This window comes from Bradyrhizobium sp. USDA 4501 (assembly GCF_054062115.1).
This window is the reverse complement of the sequence record NZ_JBSSEX010000001.1, coordinates 4259990-4278878: the sequence shown is the minus strand read 5'-3', so window position 1 is coordinate 4278878 and position 18889 is coordinate 4259990. Positions and strand designations below refer to the sequence as shown.

The 18889-nt window shown below is 64.8% G+C and carries 16 protein-coding genes; 6 read left to right on the top strand and 10 right to left on the bottom strand.

All coding sequences use genetic code 11. The annotated features are described in order from the left end of the window. The first annotated feature begins 74 nt into the window (after positions 1 to 74). Entirely contained in the window at positions 75 to 1790 is a 1716-nt protein-coding gene (locus tag ACVWZM_RS19710) for an ABC transporter permease (RefSeq protein ID WP_456854325.1), read from the top strand. Positions 1791 to 1973: 183 nt separating this feature from the next. Then, complete coding sequence (locus tag ACVWZM_RS19705; RefSeq protein ID WP_456854323.1) at positions 1974 to 4082, top strand: S9 family peptidase; 2109 nt, start codon at positions 1974 to 1976, stop codon at positions 4080 to 4082. A 224-nt stretch (positions 4083 to 4306) separates the two neighbouring features. Here the strand turns inward: ACVWZM_RS19705 and ACVWZM_RS19700 are convergent, their stop codons facing one another. The 3 genes from ACVWZM_RS19700 to ACVWZM_RS19690 all read right to left on the bottom strand — a co-directional run bounded on the left by ACVWZM_RS19700 (position 4307) and on the right by ACVWZM_RS19690 (position 7672). Beyond that, positions 4307 to 5026 carry a ribonuclease activity regulator RraA gene (locus tag ACVWZM_RS19700; RefSeq protein ID WP_057021244.1) on the bottom strand — a complete coding sequence of 240 codons (720 nt, stop codon included), beginning with the start codon at positions 5024 to 5026 and terminating at the stop codon, positions 4307 to 4309. Positions 5027 to 5130: 104 nt separating this feature from the next. Then, on the bottom strand, positions 5131 to 6864 hold the full coding sequence (gene araD / locus ACVWZM_RS19695) for an L-arabinonate dehydratase (protein ID WP_057021243.1): 1734 nt from the start codon (positions 6862 to 6864) through the stop codon (positions 5131 to 5133). Between the two features lie 175 nt (positions 6865 to 7039). Next, complete coding sequence (locus tag ACVWZM_RS19690; protein WP_018269422.1) at positions 7040 to 7672, bottom strand: response regulator transcription factor; 633 nt, start codon at positions 7670 to 7672, stop codon at positions 7040 to 7042. 153 nt (positions 7673 to 7825) lie between these two features. On the opposite strand from ACVWZM_RS19690, the gene ACVWZM_RS19685 reads away from it, so the two are divergent. Beyond that, on the top strand, positions 7826 to 8134 hold the full coding sequence (locus tag ACVWZM_RS19685) for a hypothetical protein (protein ID WP_456854320.1): 309 nt from the start codon (positions 7826 to 7828) through the stop codon (positions 8132 to 8134). 138 nt (positions 8135 to 8272) lie between these two features. Here the strand turns inward: ACVWZM_RS19685 and ACVWZM_RS19680 are convergent, their stop codons facing one another. From ACVWZM_RS19680 to ACVWZM_RS19655, 6 genes are all read right to left on the bottom strand, one after another. After that, positions 8273 to 8590, bottom strand: a complete 318-nt coding sequence (locus ACVWZM_RS19680; protein ID WP_076834731.1) for a pilus assembly protein PilZ — start codon at positions 8588 to 8590, stop codon at positions 8273 to 8275. A gap of 3 nt (positions 8591 to 8593) precedes the next feature. After that, the gene (locus ACVWZM_RS19675) at positions 8594 to 9451 is read right to left on the bottom strand and encodes a CheR family methyltransferase (RefSeq protein WP_168858878.1); all 858 of its coding nucleotides are present in this window, start codon (positions 9449 to 9451) and stop codon (positions 8594 to 8596) included. Between the two features lie 37 nt (positions 9452 to 9488). After that, positions 9489 to 9878, bottom strand: a complete 390-nt coding sequence (locus ACVWZM_RS19670; protein WP_018269419.1) for a response regulator — start codon at positions 9876 to 9878, stop codon at positions 9489 to 9491. A 43-nt stretch (positions 9879 to 9921) separates the two neighbouring features. Next, positions 9922 to 10395, bottom strand: coding sequence for a chemotaxis protein CheW (locus ACVWZM_RS19665; protein WP_253588546.1), 474 nt, complete (start codon positions 10393 to 10395; stop codon positions 9922 to 9924). A 22-nt stretch (positions 10396 to 10417) separates the two neighbouring features. After that, positions 10418 to 13171 (bottom strand): hybrid sensor histidine kinase/response regulator, encoded by a 2754-nt coding sequence (locus ACVWZM_RS19660; protein WP_456854318.1) that lies wholly within the window; start codon positions 13169 to 13171, stop codon positions 10418 to 10420. 388 nt (positions 13172 to 13559) lie between these two features. Then, a complete protein-coding gene (locus tag ACVWZM_RS19655) occupies positions 13560 to 15083 on the bottom strand; it encodes a flagellin N-terminal helical domain-containing protein (protein WP_076834571.1) in 1524 nt (507 codons plus the stop codon). 550 nt (positions 15084 to 15633) lie between these two features. Between ACVWZM_RS19655 and ACVWZM_RS19650 the strand changes: the two genes are divergently transcribed. The 3 genes from ACVWZM_RS19650 (at position 15634) to ACVWZM_RS19640 (ending at position 17657) form a co-directional block, all read left to right on the top strand. Next, the gene (locus ACVWZM_RS19650) at positions 15634 to 16344 is read left to right on the top strand and encodes a Crp/Fnr family transcriptional regulator (protein WP_063779960.1); all 711 of its coding nucleotides are present in this window, start codon (positions 15634 to 15636) and stop codon (positions 16342 to 16344) included. Between the two features lie 188 nt (positions 16345 to 16532). Continuing rightward, positions 16533 to 17252, top strand: coding sequence for a Crp/Fnr family transcriptional regulator (locus ACVWZM_RS19645; protein WP_456854316.1), 720 nt, complete (start codon positions 16533 to 16535; stop codon positions 17250 to 17252). Between the two features lie 204 nt (positions 17253 to 17456). After that, positions 17457 to 17657 (top strand): hypothetical protein, encoded by a 201-nt coding sequence (locus ACVWZM_RS19640; protein ID WP_244559010.1) that lies wholly within the window; start codon positions 17457 to 17459, stop codon positions 17655 to 17657. A 135-nt stretch (positions 17658 to 17792) separates the two neighbouring features. Here ACVWZM_RS19640 and ACVWZM_RS19635 read toward each other — a convergent pair whose 3' ends face one another. Further along, positions 17793 to 18395 carry a helix-turn-helix domain-containing protein gene (locus ACVWZM_RS19635; RefSeq protein ID WP_229192800.1) on the bottom strand — a complete coding sequence of 201 codons (603 nt, stop codon included), beginning with the start codon at positions 18393 to 18395 and terminating at the stop codon, positions 17793 to 17795. Positions 18396 to 18889: the final 494 nt, after the last annotated feature.

The window sequence follows — 18889 nt, the reverse complement described above, 5'->3', positions numbered from 1 at the left end:
CAAGAGCAAGCTTCGCTTGTCTCGACCCCGCAAGAGCGGGGCGAGGGAGTCGAAACAGCTTGCAGCGTGCCAACATGACAACAACCGCCTCCCCCGCCGCAAAGCCCCGCATCGACTGGACACGCCCCGTGATGTGGCTGTTCGCGGCGCTGCTCATCCTGCTGATCCTGCTGCCGCTGTCGTGGCTCGCGGTGTTTGCCTTCACCGACAAGAGCCGGCATCCGACGCTGCAAAACTTCGTCACGCTGTTCAGCAATCCGGATTTCCTCGATCCGCTGCTGACGACCGCGATCATCGCGACCACGTCGGCGCTGATCTGCTGCATCGTCGCGGCGCCGATCAGCTGGCTGGTGTCGCGCACCGACATGCCGGGGCGGCAGACCATCCGCGCACTGGTCACGGCCTCGTTCGTGACGCCGCCATTTCTCGGCGCGGTCGCCTGGGAACTGCTGGCGGCGCCGAATTCCGGGCTGCTGAACCAGCTCTACCGGCTGTTCGCCGGCGAGGACGCCGACGCGCTGTTCAACATCTATTCGATGACCGGGATCATCTTCGTGATCTCCTGCTACACGTTCCCGTTCGTGTTCGTGCTGGTGGCCAATGCGCTCGACACCATGCCGGGCGAGCTCGAGGACGCCTCCGCGATCCTCGGCGGCAATGCCTGGACCACTGCGCGGCGGGTGACGATCCCGCTCGCGCTGCCCGCGCTGGTCGCGGGCGCCCTGATCGCGTTCCTGCAGGCGATGACGCTGTTCGGCTCGCCCGCGATCCTGGCGCTGCCGGCCGGCTTCCACACCATGACGACCAAGATCTGGAGCCTGTTCCAGTATCCGCCGAAGCTCGAGCTCGCGGCCGCCGCCGCGGTGCCGCTGCTGGTGCTGACCATCCTGCTGCTGCAGGGCCAGAAGGCGCTGCTCGGCCGCCGCGGCTATTCGGTGATCGGCGGCAAATATGGCGCGCCGCGCCGGGTCGAATTGCGCGGCTGGCGCTGGGCCGCGCTCGGCTTCTGCCTCCTGGTGCTGCTCAACCCGGTGTTCCTGCCTTACCTCGCGCTGCTCAACGCCGCGTTCTCGCCGAACGCGACCACGCTGGTGACGCCATCGACGGCGACGCTGCACAACATCGTCTTCGTGTTCACCGAGCTGTCGTCGACCCAGCTCGCGCTCAAGAACACCGTGATCCTCGGCACCGCGACCGCGACCATCGGCACCATCCTCGCGCTCGTCATCGCCTATGTCACGACGCGCAAGGTGATCGCGGGCTACCGCGTGCTCGGCTTCCTCGCCACCGCGCCGGTCGCGGTCCCCGGCATCGTGCTCGGCGTCGGCCTGTTCCTGAGCTACACGCGGCCGCCCTTCGTGCTCTACGGCACGCTGTGGATCCTGCTGCTGGCGTTCCTCACCATCAACCTGCCCTCTGCCTACCAGCAATTGCAGGCGGCGTTCGCGACCATCCATCCCGAGCTCGAGGAGGCAAGCCGCATTCTCGGCGCGACCCGGTTGCAGGCGCTGCGCCAGATCACCGCGCCCTTGCTGCGCACCGGCGTGATCGCGACCTGGTGCTTCATCTTCATCGGCGTGATGCGGGAACTGTCGGCGGCGATCGTGCTGTTCACCTCGCAGACCAAGGTGCTGTCGGTCCTGATCTACGACCTCAACGAAGGCGGCGACCTCGCCGCGATCGCGGTGCTCGGCATCGCGATGCTGGTGATCACCTTCGCCGTGGTGCTGGCAGTGAACCGGATTCCGATGTCCGGCGGCAATGCCGGCGCGCGGCTGCGGAACGGGTAGCTCGCCCTAACCACGTCGTCATTGCGAGGAGCGAAGCGACGAAGCAATCCATTCTATCCCTTCGGGGAACGATGGATTGCTTCGCTTCGCTCGCAATGACGAGGCAACCAAGGATGCCCGCCCCATCTGGCAATCGCCACATTCATCCCGATATAGAGCGGAACCCCGCACCATGAGGATCGTGTGACCAAATCCGCCACCACAACATCGCCCCCGGTCGCGCCGCGCCGGCCGCATTCCTTCACCACCCACGGCATCACGGTGACCGACGACTATGCGTGGATCAAGGATCCGAAATGGCAGGAGGTGCTGCGCGATCCCTCGATCCTCGATCCCGACATCCGGGCCTATCTCGAAGCCGAGAACGGTTACACCGAGAGCCTGCTCGGCCATACCGACGTGTTGCAGAAGCGGCTGGTCAAGGAGATGCGCGGGCGGATCAAGGAGGACGATTCCAGCGTGCCGTCGCCGGACGGCCCGTTCGCCTATTTCCGCAAGTTCCGCGAGGGCGGCCAGCACGAGCTGTACTGCCGCACGCCGCGCGATGGCGGCGACGCCCATGTCGTGCTCGACGGCGACGCGCTGGCGAAGGACCACAAATATTTCAAGTTCGGCGGCAGCCGGCATTCCAACGATCACCGCCTGCACGCCTGGAGCGCCGACACCAAGGGCTCCGAATATTTCTCGATCCGGGTGCGCGACTGGGCCACCGGCGGTGATCTCGACGACCTCGTCGAGGAGACCGACGGCGGCGTGGTCTGGGCCGCGGATTCCAAAAGCTTCTTCTACGTCAAGCTCGACGACAATCACCGGCCGATGCAGGTGTGGCGGCACAAGCTCGGCACCAAACAGGCCGACGACACCCTGATCTATGAGGAGCAGGATTCCGGCTGGTTCACCCACCTGCACGAGAGCGCGAGCGGCCGCTTCTGCGTGATCGCGGGCGGCGACCATGAGACCTCGGAACAGCGGCTGATCGATCTCTCCAGTCCCGACGCGCCGCCGCGGCTGGTCGCGGCACGCGAGGAAGGCGTACAATATTCGATCGCCGACCGCGGCGACGAGCTGTTCATCCTCACCAACGCCGACGACGCCATCGACTTCAAGGTCGTCACCGCGCCGCTCACCGCGCCCGAGCGCAGCAACTGGCGCGACCTGATCCCGTATCGCGAAGGCGTCTATGTGCTCGACGTCGAGCTCTATGCCGGCCACATGGTGCGGCTGGAGCGTGCCAATGCGCTGCCGGCGATTATCATCCACGACCTCAACAGCGGCGAAGAGCACGCGATCGCCTTCGACGAGGCGGCCTATTCGCTTGACACCATGGGCGGCTACGAGTTCGACACCACCAACTTGCGTTTTGCCTATTCGTCGATGACGACGCCGTCGGAAGTCTATGACTACGACATGGCGACGCGGACGCGGGTGCTGCGCAAGCGCCAGGAGATCCCGTCCGGCCACAACCCGGCCGACTACGTCACCACCCGCATCATGGCGACCTCGCATGACGGCGCGCAAGTGCCGGTCTCGATCCTGCATCGCAAGGATTTTGTCCGCGACGGCAAGGCGCCGCTCTTGCTCTATGGCTACGGCTCCTACGGCATGGCGATGCCGGCCTCGTTTGCCGCCAACCGGCTGTCGCTGGTCGACCGCGGCTTTGTCTATGCGATCGCGCATATCCGTGGCGGCGCCGACAAGGGCTGGGGCTGGTATCTCGACGGCAAGCGCGAGAAGAAGACCAACACGTTCGACGATTTCGCCTCCGCCGGGCGTGCGCTGATCGAGACGAAATACACCGGTGAGAAGCGCATCGTCGGCCATGGCGGCTCGGCGGGCGGCATGCTGATGGGCGCGGTGGCCAACCGCGCCGGCGAGCTGTTCGCCGGCATCGTCGCCGAAGTGCCGTTCGTCGACGTGCTCAACACCATGCTCGACGACACGCTGCCGCTGACGCCGCCGGAATGGCCGGAATGGGGCAATCCGATCGAGAGCGAGAAGGATTTCCGCACCATCCTGTCCTATTCGCCCTACGACAATGTCGCGGCCAAGGACTATCCGGCGATCCTGGCGATGGGCGGGCTCACCGATCCGCGCGTCACCTATTGGGAGCCGGCGAAATGGATCGCGCGGCTGCGCGCCACCATGCGCGGCGGCGGCCCGGTGCTGCTGCGCACCAACATGGGCGCCGGCCACGGCGGCGCCTCCGGCCGCTTCAACCGCCTCGACGAGGTCGCGATCGTCTATGCGTTCGCGCTGTGGGCGGTCGGGATGGCTGACAAGGCGGAGGTGTAGGGTGCCGGTTGGCTTGCGCGGTCCCCTCCCCATCGTCGTCCCGGCGAAGGCCGGGACCCATACCGCGTGATCTATCGAGCAAGGCAGTCACAGTATTACGGCACACAACGCAACTGCCAGTCTTCGCCAAACTCCTCCCTGTGGTTATGGGTCCCTGCTTTCGCCGGGACGACGGCGGGATGTATGGCGATCGCTTATCAAGGACGACGGCGGAGAGTGAGGCGCTACCGCCCCTTCGCCTTCCGCCACGTCGCGAAATCCTTCAGCGTCTGTTCGTCGGTCGCAGGATAGAGCCCGAAGATGCCGCGACCGTTCTGGACCTGCTCGGTGACGAAATCCTCGAACGCGGTCATCTCGAAGGTCTCGTCGGCGATCTCGTCGGCGAGATGCGCCGGGATCACGATGACGCCGTCGCTGTCGCCAAGGACGACGTCGCCGGGAAACACCGGCGCATCGCCGCAGCCGATCGGAACGTTGATCTCGATCGCCTGGTGCAGCGTGAGGTTGGTCGGCGCGCTCGGGCGATGATGAAAGGCCGGGAAGCCGAGCCGCGCGATCTCGGCCGAATCCCGGAAGCCGCCGTCGGTGACAACGCCGGCGCAGCCACGCTTCATCAGCCGCGTCACCAGGATCGCGCCGGCCGACGCGGCGCGCGCATCCTTGCGGCTGTCCATCACCAGCACCGCGCCCACGGGGCACTCCTCGATCGCCTTGCGCTGCGGATGCGCGCGATCGCGGAACACCTCGATCTTGTTGAGGTCCTCGCGCGCCGGCATGTAGCGCAGCGTGAAGGCCTCGCCGACCATGGTCGGCTGATCCGGGCCCAGGGGATGAACATCCTGGATCATCTGGATGCGGAAACCGCGCTTGAACAGCGCGGTCGCGACCGTCGCGGTGGAGACGGATTTCAGCTTGTTGCGGGTGGTGTCGCTGAGTTTTGACATGATGATTTTTCCGATTGTCATTCCGGGGCGGGCGCTACAGCGACCGAACCCGGAATCTCGAGGTTCCGGGTTCGATGCTGCGCATCGCCCCGGAACGACAGTGATCAATAAATCGACGGCTCGCCGACCGGCTTACCAAAGCCGGTCTCGAGGAAATCGAAGTCGCAGCCCTCATTGGCCTGCTTGACGTGCTTCGAGAACATCCAGCCATAGCCGCGCTCGAAGCGCTGCTCGGGCTGTTTCCATTCGGCGCGGCGCCTGGCGAGCTCGGCCTCCGGCACATCAAGATTGATGGTGCGCGCGGCGACGTCGAGCGTGATGCGGTCGCCGTTCTTCACCAGCGCCAGCGGGCCGCCGATATAGGATTCCGGCGAGACGTGCAGGATGCAGGCGCCGTAGCTGGTGCCGCTCATCCGCGCGTCCGACAGCCGCACCATGTCGCGCACGCCCTGCTTCACCAGCTTGGTCGGGATCGGCAGCATGCCCCATTCCGGCATGCCCGGCCCGCCCTGCGGACCGGCATTGCGCAGGATCAGCACGTGATCGGCCGTGACGTCGAGATCGGGATCATCGACCGCCTTCTTCATCGACGGATAGTCGTCGAACACCAGCGCAGGCCCGGTGTGCTTGAGGAAACGCGGATCGCAGGCGCTTGGCTTGATGACGCAGCCGTCGGGCGCGAGATTGCCCTTCAACACCGCGAGCGCGCCCTCCTTGTAGATCGGGTTGTCGACGGTGCGGATGACGTCGTCATTGTGCACCTCGGCGCCATCGATGTTCTCGCCGAGCGTCCTGCCTGACACGGTCATGCAGTCGAGATGCAGATGCGGCTTGATGCGGTTCATCAGGCCGGGCAGCCCGCCGGCATAGAAGAAATCCTCCATCAGATAGAGGTCGCCGCTCGGCCGCACATTGGCGATGACAGGCACCTTGCGGCTCGCTTTCTCGAAATCGTCCAGCGAAATGTCCTGGCCGGCGCGGCGCGCCTGCGCGATCAGGTGAATGATGGCGTTGGTCGAACAGCCCATCGCCATCGCGACCGTGATCGCGTTCTCGAAGGCCTTGCGGGTCTGGATCTTCTGCGGCGTGAGATCCTCCCACACCATCTCGACGATGCGACGGCCGGCCTCCGAACTCATGCGGATGTGGTTGGCGTCGGCCGCGGGGATGGACGAGGCGCCCGGCAGCGTCATGCCGATGGCTTCCGCGATCGCGGTCATCGTCGAGGCCGTGCCCATGGTCATGCAGGTGCCGTAGCTGCGGGCGATGCCGGCCTCCATGTCGACCCAGTCCTTGTCGGAGATCTTGCCGGCGCGGCGCTCGTCCCAGTATTTCCAGGCGTCCGAGCCGGAGCCGAGCGTGCGGCCCTTCCAGTTGCCGCGCAGCATCGGTCCGGCGGGCAGGTAGATCGCCGGCAGGTTCATGCTGGTGGCCCCGAGCAGCAGGCCGGGCGTGGTCTTGTCGCAGCCGCCCATCAGCACCACGCCGTCGACCGGATGGCCGCGCAGCAGTTCCTCGGCGTCCATCGCCAGCATGTTGCGGTAGAGCATCGTGGTCGGCTTCAACAGGGATTCCGACAGCGACAGCGCCGGCAGCTCGAGCGGAAAACCGCCGGCCATCAGCACGCCGCGCTTGACGTCGTCGACCCGGCTCTTGAAATGCATGTGGCAGGGCTGCGCATCCGACCAGGTGTTGATGATCGCGATCACCGGCCGGTCGCGCCACTCCTCCGGCGCGTAACCCATCTGCATCGCCCGCGATCTGTGGCCGAAGGCGCGCAAATCATCGGGCGCAAACCAGCGCGCGCTGCGCAATTGATCAGGGGTCTTCTTCGTCATCGGCATGGGTCTCGACATTGCTCGCACGCGCGCGGTTCCGGCGCGCTTGCCCTGCGTCAGGCATACACTCGATTTTCAGACATGTCGTCCCGCCCCCGGCGCAGACGTGCCGTTCGCTGAACGTGCGCCGCACACGCTCCGCAATGTGGCAATCGGAACGTAAACCGGCCCTAGGTTATTTTTGCTGCGCCGTCATCACGATGCGGACCAGATCGGCGGCGTTGCGCGCGCCGAGCTTCTTCATGATGTTGGCGCGGTGATCCTCGATCGTGCGCGGACTGATCCCGAGGTGGCGCCCGGCTTCCTTGTTGGAGGCGCCCGCGGTGAACTGCTCGAGCACCTCGCGCTCGCGGCGGGTCAGCGGCTCGCGACCCGGGAAGTGCAGCGCGGCGATCCGCGACGCGGAGGTCTCGGCCTGGCGCCTGGTGTAGGCGTCGATCGCCTCGTTCAGACGGCTCACGATCTCGTTGCCGCGGAACGGCTTCTCGATGAAGTCGAGCGCGCCGTTCTTGATGGCGCTGACCGCCATCGCGATGTCACCCTGACCGGAGATCATGAAGATCGGCGCCGGATAATCCTCGCCATGCAGCTCTCTCAGGATATCGAGGCCGGATTTGCCGGGGATATGCACGTCGAGCAGGATGCAGGCTGGCGTCCTGCTGCGCGCCACCGCGAGCAACGCCGCGCCGTCCGCAAAGCAGATCACCTTGTAACCAGCGGTCGACAGGACCACTGAAAGCGTCTCGCGAACGGCAGGATCGTCGTCGACTACAAAGATTTCCCCGCGCGGAGCGCCATTTTCAACCATATGCATCGTCCATCAGTGGTGAAGCGTGCTGCCCTGACCGCACAAGAACTAACTCGACCATCTCGATCAATGGACCCGTATTTGTACGGGACGTCCGCTTAACGCACAAGTAGCACCGCGTTCCCTTAAAGTGGGGGGTGTGGAGAAACATGCATGGAAAATGCAGCGTCGGACCGCGTTGCAGCGCGCTTGGACGAGGGCCATGATCCCTACGGTCTGATCGTGACGGACCTGGTCGCGCTGATTGGCCATGTCCAGGCGAGCCTGCGGCTGATCGAAGCGGCGATCGCGCGCGAGGCCGTGCTGGCCGCGCGGCAGGCCGACGTCGACACCGTCGTTCTCGACGACGTTACCCCGCGCTATCTCACAGCATCCACCGCCCTGAAGACATGCGATGCCGGCCTCGGCACGACGCTCGACCGCCTGTGCGATTCCGGGGCAGCAGCGCGTCCGCTGAACTGACCCGCCACCACCGACGGGTTCGGCCCAATCACCTCGATTGTCCCGACGACGCCCAACCCATCAGGCGACGATCCGTTCCACGCATCGTCCGGATTGGCCGCGGGCCTTGCCCGCCCGGTCGGATAGGCCTTCTTGACGTCAGGCCCTGGCCCGCTCTTCGTCCGCGGCCGATCGGCGTTTGCTCGGCTTGCCCTTGAGGAAACTGACGTCCATTTCGGTGCCGTTGACGCGGACCAGTTCGCAACGGCGATAGGCAAGGCCGGTCGAGGACAGCAGGAGGAAAAACTCCTTCAGGTTGAGCCCCTGAATGGAACCTTCGACGGTCAGCGAGGCATCGGTGTCCGAGATGGCATTGAGCTGGCAGTCGCGCCGCCAGGTGCCGTCGATGGCCATGATGCAGACATCGACACCCCGGCTGAAGGTGACCCGCTCAATGGATTTGCCGTCCTCGGTCATCGCTCAATATCCGACCGCCATGGCAGGCTTCGGCATGCCGAGCCCGGCCCGCACCCCGCTCGGCCGGTACAGGCCGCGCCGCTCGGGAATCGGCTTGAACGTGTCGGTCAGGCCGACCACGGTTTCGGCGGCGCCCAGCACCAGGAAGCCGTCGGTTTCCATCAACCGGGCGAGACGGTTGAAGATGTTGATCTTGGTGTCCTGATCGAAATAGATCAGCACGTTGCGGCAGAAGATCACGTCGAACGTGCCGAGCTGGGAGAAATCGTGCAGCAGATTGAGCTGGCGGTGCTGGACCATCGCGCGCAACTCGGGATTGACCTGCCAGAACTCACCCGACTGCTTGAAGTACTTGACCAGCATCTGGATCGGCAGTCCGCGCTGCACCTCGAACTGGCTGTAGATGCCGGCCTTCGACTTCTCCAGCACCTCCTGCGACAGATCGGTCGCGATGATCTCGACGCGCCATCCGGCAAGCGCCGCGCCCATTTCCTTCAGGCACATCGCCAGCGAATAGGGCTCCTGGCCGGTCGAGCCGGCGGCGCACCAGATCCGGACGCTGCGGCGCGCGGCGCGTGCCTTCAGCACCTCCGGCATGATGGTGTCGCGGAAGTGCTCGAACGGCACCTTGTCGCGGAAGAAGAACGTCTCGTTGGTGGTCATGGCCTCGATCACCTGAACGGTGTGCGTGGACGAGCCCGCCTTGATCTTGGCGACCAGGTCGGGAATGCCGGACAGGCCGCTTTTGCGCGCCAGCGGCAGCAGGCGGCTCTCGATCAGATATTGCTTGTCCGCGGACAGATCGAGACCGGACTGGTCCTTCAGGAGCTTACGCAGATACTCGTAGTCGGGGGGCGTCACGGGAGCCTCACAAGGGACTGAATGGTGAAACTGGGTGTCAGGCTTCGGCCGACGCGTCGAGCGCCAGCAGGCCCACTTCCTGGAATTTCGCGATCACGATGTCCTTGTCGAACGGCTTCATGATGTATTCGTTGGCGCCGGCATGCAGCGCCCGCGAGATGTGGTCGATGCCGTTCTCGGTGGTGCAGAACACGACCTTGGGCTGATCGCCGCCGGGCATGCGGCGGAGCTGCACGAGGAATTCGAAACCGTCCATCACAGGCATGTTCCAGTCGAGCAGCACGGCATCCGGCAGCGCGCGCTTGCAGGCTTCGAGCGCGACCGCGCCGTCCTCGGCCTCGATGACCGTGAACTCCATTCCTTCCAGAATGCGGCGCGCGATCTTTCGCACCACGCCGGAATCGTCGACGACGAGACATGTCTTCATGTGTTGGCCTCCTTGTGGAATCCACCGTCTCCGCGGTGGAGTGTTACGCTGCAGCAGCTGTTTTGGGCACCAGTTCGAGCACGCGATCGATATCGAGGACGACCATGAGCTGGCCGTCGAGGCGGTGGACGCCGCCGGCGAGCTTGGCCATGCGGGGATCGAGGTTGACCGGATTGTCCTCGCGGCTGTTTTCGGAGAGCCGCAGCACTTCGCCGATCTGGTCGATCAACAGGCCGTAGGATTCGCCGCGCTGGTCGACGCCGACCGCCATCGGAGGCTTACCGTCGTCGGCCTTCGGCAGCCCGAGCCGGGCGCGCATGTCGACCACGGTGACGATACGTCCGCGCAGATTGAGCACGCCGGCGATCTCGCTGGAGGCCAGCGGCACCCGCGTCAGCCGCTCCGGCATGAACACGTCCTGCACCCGCGAGATCGGCAGGCCGAACAGCTGCCCGCCGATCACGGCGGTGACGTATTCGGCCATCGCGCCTTCGCTTGTCTCGGTCTTGCTGGTCATCGATCCCTGTCCTTATCCCGTGTCAGGCCGCGCGGCGCAGTTCGGCGGTCTGCTCTTTCAGCGCCGCGATCAGCCCGGGACGATCAAACTTGGCGACATAGTCGTGGAAGCCGGCCTGCCGGCCGCGCTCGATCGCCGCCGGCGACACCATCGCCGACAGCGCGATGATCGGCAGCCCGATCAGATTGTGGTCCGAGCGGATGTTCTCGGCGAACTCAAAGCCGTTCATCTCGGGCATCTCGATGTCGGTCAGCACGACGTCGAAGCTCTGTCCCGAACGCAGCGCGGCGAGCCCTTCCTGCGCGCCGCCCGCGGTCCTGACCTTGTAGCCGGCGGCCTTCAAGACCGGCGCCAGCATGTTGCGGAAGAAGGCTGAGTCATCGACCAGCAGCACCGACTGCGCCGAGGCCGACGGCCGCATCTCCTTGCGCGAGAACCAGTCGGCGAACGCCATCGGCAGGAAGTGGCCGACGTCGATCACCTCGGTGGCCTGGCCCTTGATCACGGCCGAGCCCAAAATGCCGTCCTGCGAACCCGCAACCTCGATGTTGAGCCGCTCCTCGACGATGTCGATGATCTCGTCGACCACGAGCCCCATCGAGCGGCCGTCGTCGGCGAACACCAGGATCGGCTGCGAGCCCTGCGACTGCACCTCGACCCCGGCCATCTGCACCAGCGGCATCAGCTGCTCGCGGTACTGCACCATGTAGCGGCCGTTCGAGAGCTCGATCTTGTCGGTTGCGATCTCCTCCAGCCGGGTGACGAGGCCGAGCGGCACCGCCTTGGGCTGCGAGGAGCCGGCGCGGAACACCAACAGCGAGGTCAGCTGCTCGCCGCTTGCGGCGTGGGCGTTCGCATTGTCGTCGGCGAGGTCATGGGCCGAGGAGCCGGACGCGCCGAGGGCTTTTGCAATCCCATTGGGGTCGATGATCATGATCACGGCGCCATCGCCCAAAATGGTGTTGCCGGAGAACATGTCGATGTGCCGCAGCTTGGTCGACATCGGCTTGACCACGATCTCCTCGGTGTGGAACACGCCGTCGACCACGATGCCGAAGGTCTGGCTGCCCACCTGAGTGACCACGATGAAGCCATTCTCGGCATCCGTGGTCGTCGCGCCGTCGTCGATCTTCAAGAGCTTCTTGAGGTGGATCAGCGGCAGCAGCTTGTTGCGCAGGCGCAGCACTGCGGTGTCCTTGATCCGCTCGATGCGGTGCTCGGAGTTGGCGCGGGCCCGCACCAGCTCGACGACAGACAATTGAGGAATCGCAAAGCGGTCGCCGCCGGCTTCCACGATCAAAGCGGAGACGATCGCCAAGGTCAGCGGGATCTTGATGGTGACCGAGGCGCCCTCGCCGGCCACGCTCTTGATGTCGATGGTGCCGCCGATCTGGTCGATATTGGTGCGCACCACGTCCATGCCGACGCCGCGGCCGGACACCGAAGTCACTTGCGCGGCGGTCGAGAAGCCCGGCGCGAAGATGAACTTGTGGATCTGGGCCTCGGTCATCTTCTCGAGCTCGGCCTCGGTGACGAGACCGTTTTGGAGCGCCTTGGCCTTGATCCGCTCGGTGTTGAGCCCGCGGCCATTGTCGGCGATGCAGATGATGATGTGGCCGCCTTCGTGGTAGGCGGAGAGGCGAATGGTGCCCTGTTCCGGCTTGCCGGCTGCGAGGCGCTCGGCGGTGGTCTCGAGCCCGTGATCGGCGGAGTTGCGCACCATGTGCGTCAGCGGATCCTTGATCAGGTCGAGCACCTGGCGGTCGAGCTCGGTGTCGGCACCGTGCATCTCGAGCTCGATCTGCTTGCCGAGCTCGCCGGAGAGATCGCGGACGATGCGCGGCAGCTTCTGCCAGGCATTGCCGATCGGCTGCATGCGCGTCTTCATGACGCCTTCCTGCAGCTCGGCGGTGACGTTGGAGAGCCGCTGCAGCGGCACCTTGAACTCGGTGTCCTCGTTGCGGCGAGAGATCTCCAGCAGCTGGTTGCGGGTCAGCACCAGCTCGGAGACCATGGTCATGAGGTGTTCGAGGGTGTCGACATTGACCCGGATCGACTGGTTGGCGATCTTGTCGCCTTCCTGGACGTCCTCAGCGGCCGCCTTGCGGGCCGGCTTCTTCGCAGCCTCAGCCGGCTCGGCGGCAGCAGGTGCAGGCTTCACGGCCGGCGCCGGTGCGGCGACTTCGGTCTCGGTCTCGCGGAAGGCGCGCTCGAGCTCGTCGAGCGAGACCTCGCCCGGACGCAGCGGACGCTCCAGCGTCTGCACCACCAGCGCGCCTTCGGTCATTGCCGCCTGCACGGACGGAGCTTCGACGACAGGCACATCTTCATCGGCAGCAACCGGCATCGACTGCGTCGAGCCTGACGATATCGACTGCGTCGAATCGGACATCGCCGCCATGCCGTGCTCGACCATGGCCTCCAGCTGATCGATCAGATCGCGGTCATTGCCTTCAGGCTCGGCCTCGGTCGCCTCGAGCCCTGCAAGGATCTCCTTGATGCGGTCGATCGAGGACAGGATCAGCGTCACGGCTTCCGCCTTCACCGGCATGCCGTCGCGGAATTTGCCCATCAAGGTCTCGCCGGCATGCGCCAGCGCCTCGAGCCGCGGCAGCCCGAGGAAGCCGCAGGTGCCCTTGATGGTGTGCACCAGCCGGAAGATGTTATCCAGGATCTTCGCGTTGTTCGGATCCTGCTCGAACTGCACCAGCTGGTTGTCGACCGTATCCAGGCTCTCGCTGCTCTCCGTCAGGAACTCGCGCAACAGATCGTCCATGGATAGGTCCCCTCAAGGTGCTACGGAACGCTCGCCTTGCATCGATAACTTGGCCGGCTTCACGGCGACGTTAATTTTGCCGTCCGTGCAAATACGGACGATGAAGCCCTTCTGCAGTTCGACGACGCATCACGACAACACAGCCGGTCTCACAAGGACAGGCCTTACCACCCGGACGGGAAAGAGGCCGCTCCACCGGTCATCGCAATTTGAACTAATTGGAATTGAGGACCGCTAAGTCTGGCAAAACGTTCGCGACATGACGACCGCCTGCATCCGAACGCGATCGCTCATTGGTTGAACCCGGCGGGATGGCTAAGCGCAGCCAAAGGAAAGGCGGCGGAGTTTCCTCCGCCGCCTCGATAGTCGATGCCTGTCGCGGCTACGCTTAGCGGAGCAGCTGCAGCACGCTCTGCTGCGACTGGTTGGCCAGCGCCAGCGCGGACACCGCGATCGACTGGCGGGTCGACAGCGCCTGGCTGTTGGCCGCTTCCTCGTTGGTGTCTGCCAGCGTCAGGTTGGACGAGCCGGTCTGCAGCACGTTGATCAGGTTCTTCGAGAAGTCCTGGCGGATCTGCACGATCGACAGGTTCGAACCAAGGGTCGAAGCCTGGGTGCGCAGCAGGCCGCTCGCGCTGTTCAGCGTCTTCAGCGTCGCGTTGGCCGAAGCGTTGTCCACGAAGTCCGTGCCGGCGGTCAGCTTGGTGAGGTTGAGGCCGGTGGCGTCGAAGGTCACGCCCTGGATCTTCAGCGTCGAGGAGCCCGTCTCGTTGAAGGTCAGCTTGAGCTGATCGCCATTGAGCAGGTTGATGCCGTTGTACGACGCGTCCTGGGCGGTCGTGGTGATCTGGTCCAGGATGTTGTTGTACTGGTTGACCAGGTTGGCGCGGTTCGCCAGCGCAGTCGGGTCCTGCACCGGAGCGCTGCCCGCAAGGCCGTTGAACAGCTTGCCGGCGCCGGCCGCCGTGCCGCCAATCGTGCCGATGGTCGCCGAAGCGGCATCGTTGGTGGTGCTGATGGTGAGCGCACCGGCCGCACTGAGCGAGGCCTGCAGGTTGTTGGCCGCCAGCGCGGCGTTCAGGTCGTTGAGGGACTTCACCTTGCCGGCACCGGTGCCGAAGGTGATGTTGGTCGCGGTGCCGTTGCCGGTTGCGCCGATGGTCAGCGTGAGGGTGTCCAGCGGGCTCGCGCCAGCCGTGCCGGTTGCGGTTGCCGTAGCACCGGCCGGGAGGCCGAGCTGCGTCGCGTCGCCCGAGCTGAACGTACCGACGGTGAGCGTGTCGCCGGTGCCGGCGGTGTTGGTGCTGGTCAGGACCAGCTTGCCGGTGCCGTCGATCGAGGCGGCGACCTTGGCGCTGGCGCCGACCTGCGTGTTGATCGCATCGCGAACCTGGGTGGCGGAGTAGTTCGTGCCCGAGTTCAAGGTCACAGTCTGGCTGTTGATCTGGAACGTCAGGTTCGCGCCGGCCGCGGTGAGGTCGATGCCGGTATAGGCGGCGGTGCTGGTGAGGGTCGCATTGGTCGGGGTCGCGGTGCCGAGCAGGTTGTCGGCGGTCGCGCCGGGGATCGCGGCGGTCGTCACCGACGACTTCGCGGAATAGCCGACGGCGGCCTGCAGGGCCTGGTTGGCGACCGACTTGGCGCTGTCGACGAGCTTCTGCAGCGAGGTGATGCCGGTGTTGGCGGCCTGCAGCACCTGCACGCCGTTGCCGATACCGTCCAGGAGGTTGTTGATGTCGCTGGCGCGGTTGTCGAGCGACTGCGCCGTGAAGAAGTTGGTCGGATTGTCGAGAGCAGTGTTGACCTTCTTGCCGGTGGACAAGCGGTTCTGCGTGGTGGCGAGCAGGTCAGCGGTCGACTGCAGCGAAAGCAGGTTTTGACGGACCGATGCCGAAAGAACGATGCCGGACATACTGGATACCCTTCTGGATGAACACGATTGACGCGACGCCGTAAATTTCGCACGGCGACCCACGTCACACTGGTCCGTCCGCGCTACCCGTTCGTTAAAGGGCTGGTCCGTACAAATACCCAGGACGGCCTTGCCGGTGATTCGACGGGCGGCCGGCGCGATGGCTGGCCGCGGCAGCGCGCGGTCGGCGCCGGACCGACGTCATGGCCGTGAATTTCCTGCGCATGTGCAGGACTTGCGACATCCCGGCGCGGCAGGCCCGGCGCGTCGATAGCCGGCGTTGCAGGTCACCACGATGCAAAGTCCAGCGAGGAACAGAGTTAATGGAAATCAATAAATGAGAGACAAAGTCGCGCTGGGATCTCGCGCCGCGCGGATCGACGTCGATCACCGGTCCCGGCGGCGGCCACGCCGTCTGCCCTCCAGAGGGTATAGTTTCAACACCACAACCCTTGTGCAATTGGACAGGCAAGCTATGTTCGCAGTCCTTCCACACGCCAAGAGTAGGTGATGCGAGACCGTAGTGCTCCCGCCCTCGGCAGGAGCAGCAATGTCCGCGGTATCGCGTCCGCCCAATCGTCTGTTGCAAGCACTTCCCCCCACGGAGTACGCGCAACTTCATCCCCTCCTGGAAACCGTCGACCTGACCAAGGAAACGGCGCTCGCCGATGCCGGCGCGCCGGTGCAGCGGGTTTATTTTCCGCATAGCGGCGTGGTCTCGATGATGATCAATCTGTCCGACGGGCAATCTGTCGAGATTGCAACCGTCGGTCGCGACGGCGTCGTGGGCGCGTCTGCCGCCCTGCACGAGCGGCCGCTGCTTGCCGATGCGATTGTCGTGGTGCCAGGCTCAGCCTCGATGATGCGGGCGGAGGATTTCCGCGAGGCAGCAAATCGCAGCGCGGATTTCCGGACCCTGGTCGCGCTCTATGAGCAGGCGCTGATGGCGCAGACGCAACAATCCGTCGCCTGCAATGTTTCGCATCCGGTGGAGGCACGGCTGTCACGATGGCTGCTGCGCGCACGCGATCTGTGCGGCAGCGAGGCGTTGCCGCTAACCCAGGAGATGCTGGCGCAGATGATCGGCGTCCGGCGCAATGCGGTTTCGATTGTCGCACATGGGTTTCAGCAGGCCGGCATCCTGCGTTACAGCCGCGGTCATATCGAGATCACCGATATCGACGGCCTGCGGAAGGCGGCGTGTGAATGCTATACGACGGTCAAGGCGCACGCCGAACAATTGATCGGGCCGGAAGACTGACTGGCGCGCCGCCAGCCCCAACTGTGATCGAGCAGACAACCCGAATGTGCGGCGATAGGTCTATTCCTATTGGAACCAAGACATGTTTCCATTGGAACCCTGGCGTGCCAGAATAGGTTGCAAGGACGTCCAGCCGCACGTCAGCCCTGGGCCCAGAGACAAGCTTTGCCGGCAGGCTGGAGGTTGCTTTGGAAACGGTTCCTCGATCACCCAACGGATTCCTGGCGTCGCTCTCGGCGAGCGATTTCGAATTGATTCGGCCGCATCTGCGGACGGTCGACCTCGCGGCCGATTCGGTCCTGGTCGAGACCGACGAGATGCTCAAGCGGACATACATGCCGCACAAGGGCGTGATCTCGCTGGTGGTCAAGCTGGCTAGAGGCGAGCGCGTGCAGGTCGCGATGGTCGGCCGCGACAGCATCTATGGCGCATTCGCCCCGCTCGTCGAAGGGCCTGTCCTCAACAACGCCACGGTGCTGGTGCCCGGCGTCGCCTCGACCGTGGAACTCGAGCCGTTGCGCGCAGCTGCCGGCCAGAGCCCGACGCTTCGCGCGAGATTGATCCGGCACGGGCTCGCCGTCTATGCCCAGATCCAGCAGACCGCCGGCTGCAACGCCGCGCACACCGTGGAGTCACGGCTGGCGCGATGCCTGCTGCACACGCGCGATCTCTCCGGCAGTAGCAAGATCGTCCTGACGCAGGAGGCGATGGCGCAGATGATCGGCGCGCGCCGCAACAGCGTGTCGCTGGTCGCGCATACCCTGCAACAGGCCAATTTCATCCACTACAGCCGCGGGCACATCGAGATCACCAACGCGGATGGGCTGATCAAGACGGCGTGCGAATGCTACGCCGCGGTCAAGGCGCAATATGCCGGACTGCTGAATTGTCAGGAAGTCGGCCGTTAGAGTTTGTTGTTTTTGCCGCGTCTTCTTCGCGCAAGCCGGCACCCGCTTCGCTCAAAAGCGCTCTGACCGCTGTGCAAGCCGTACTTCTACGGCGTGCGATTTTCATCGTCGGATAACGCTGTTTCCTCACATTCACGTGGACGCACGGGGGAGCCGATGTTCACGTACCAGACGACCGACCGGAAGGAAGCCCGGCGCTTCCGCATGGCCCAGTTCAACGGCCGGACCGCCACCATACGGTCGGCCGGCGCGATCGTCACGGGACGCGTGCGCGCGATCGTCGAAAGCAGGTCTGGCGCGACCGCGGCATGGGTGGTCACGATCGTTCCGGATGAACCGAAGGCATCCGCGACGGCCGCGCGGCTCGCACCGCGCCTGTGCTTCGCCGCGGAAGACGATTTCTGAAAAGACGATTTCTGAGAACCGGGTCCTAACGAACCGAACACCGCTCAGAGCCCCATTCCGATGGAATCGGAACGGGGCTCTGGTTTTCAGTTTTGACGCGTCTTCTTTGCGCGAACCACTTCGCTTGAAATCGCTCTATGCGGAATGCAGCAAGGCCTTGCGGACGAGATCGGCGGTGTTGCGCGCGCCGAGCTTGCGCATCGCCTCGGCGCGATGGCTCTCGAACGTGCGCGGGCTGATGTTCATCCGCAGCGCACCCTGCTTGTTGGAATAGCCGTCGCTGATCAGGCTTAGCACTTCACGCTCGCGCTTGGTCAATGGCTTGCGGCCGGCTTCCGGTGCGAACACGACATCCGGCGGCCGGGAGCCTGCCGGCTTGTCGTCGCCCGGCGGCTTGAGGTCTGCGGCCGGGACGGCATTGGGATAGAGGTCGGAAATCTGCTTCAGCATCGCGGACACGCGCTCGGTCTGCTCGAGCGCGTTCTCGATCACCTGCCGCAGATAGACGCCGTTGCCGGGCGCGTGCGCGAATTGCTGACTGTGCTGCTTGAGTTCGTTCATATAGAGCAGCAGCGCCGTCACCGGCCCATTGAACTGCCGGACGATCGCGGCACCGGCGTCCGCCTGCGGCCGCGGCCCTGCGGGTCCCTGAGTGTCAAGCGACTGCGGCTCGAGCGTCGCGGTTCCACCCGTCCATGCCGGAAGGCGCGCCTCGGCTCGGTTGTCATGTTGCGTCATAAGTATGGTTTACCAAAGGTGAACTTGTGGCCGCGTTAACATGGGGCTCCGTAGAACTACGGGTGACGCAACTGTGACCTCGGTCCCCGACCTGCCAAGCAGGCGCAGGTTACCGCTGATTTGGCAACGAATCTCGCATATTTGAGTCGAATTACAGTATTCTTACGGGACGGATGGGCGAGGCTGCTACCGGCGGGATTCTCCGCCGGGCATCGACCTTCAACGGTTCGGGCAGCCATTTCCGGCCCCCCTGGTTCCGGATTGAAAAAGGCCGGAATTCGCGGCCCGGCGCCTCAGGGGCGCCGGAGCCGAAGGAATTTCTGCAGGAACCGCCCCGAAAGAACGAACCTGAACCACCAATACGCCATTCGCCGGGTCGTCATCGATCATCCCTCTGGGCATCGGGATGGCCCCGGCATACCGCACGCGGGCGCGCGCACCTATGAGACGGTTCACATCAACCGAGAAGCGTCGGGCAGGCACCGGATCAGGCG

Coding starts and splice junctions, on each gene's coding strand:
- ACVWZM_RS19710 (WP_456854325.1), top strand. CDS start 75: ATGACAACAACCGCCTCCCCCGCCGCAAAGCCCCGCATCGACTGGACA.
- ACVWZM_RS19700 (WP_057021244.1), bottom strand. CDS start 5,026: ATGTCAAAACTCAGCGACACCACCCGCAACAAGCTGAAATCCGTCTCC.
- araD (WP_057021243.1), bottom strand. CDS start 6,864: ATGACGAAGAAGACCCCTGATCAATTGCGCAGCGCGCGCTGGTTTGCG.
- ACVWZM_RS19690 (WP_018269422.1), bottom strand. CDS start 7,672: ATGGTTGAAAATGGCGCTCCGCGCGGGGAAATCTTTGTAGTCGACGAC.
- ACVWZM_RS19685 (WP_456854320.1), top strand. CDS start 7,826: ATGGAAAATGCAGCGTCGGACCGCGTTGCAGCGCGCTTGGACGAGGGC.
- ACVWZM_RS19680 (WP_076834731.1), bottom strand. CDS start 8,590: ATGACCGAGGACGGCAAATCCATTGAGCGGGTCACCTTCAGCCGGGGT.
- ACVWZM_RS19670 (WP_018269419.1), bottom strand. CDS start 9,878: ATGAAGACATGTCTCGTCGTCGACGATTCCGGCGTGGTGCGAAAGATC.
- ACVWZM_RS19665 (WP_253588546.1), bottom strand. CDS start 10,395: ATGACCAGCAAGACCGAGACAAGCGAAGGCGCGATGGCCGAATACGTC.
- ACVWZM_RS19660 (WP_456854318.1), bottom strand. CDS start 13,171: ATGGACGATCTGTTGCGCGAGTTCCTGACGGAGAGCAGCGAGAGCCTG.
- ACVWZM_RS19655 (WP_076834571.1), bottom strand. CDS start 15,083: ATGTCCGGCATCGTTCTTTCGGCATCGGTCCGTCAAAACCTGCTTTCG.
- ACVWZM_RS19650 (WP_063779960.1), top strand. CDS start 15,634: ATGTCCGCGGTATCGCGTCCGCCCAATCGTCTGTTGCAAGCACTTCCC.
- ACVWZM_RS19640 (WP_244559010.1), top strand. CDS start 17,457: ATGGCCCAGTTCAACGGCCGGACCGCCACCATACGGTCGGCCGGCGCG.
- ACVWZM_RS19635 (WP_229192800.1), bottom strand. CDS start 18,395: ATGACGCAACATGACAACCGAGCCGAGGCGCGCCTTCCGGCATGGACG.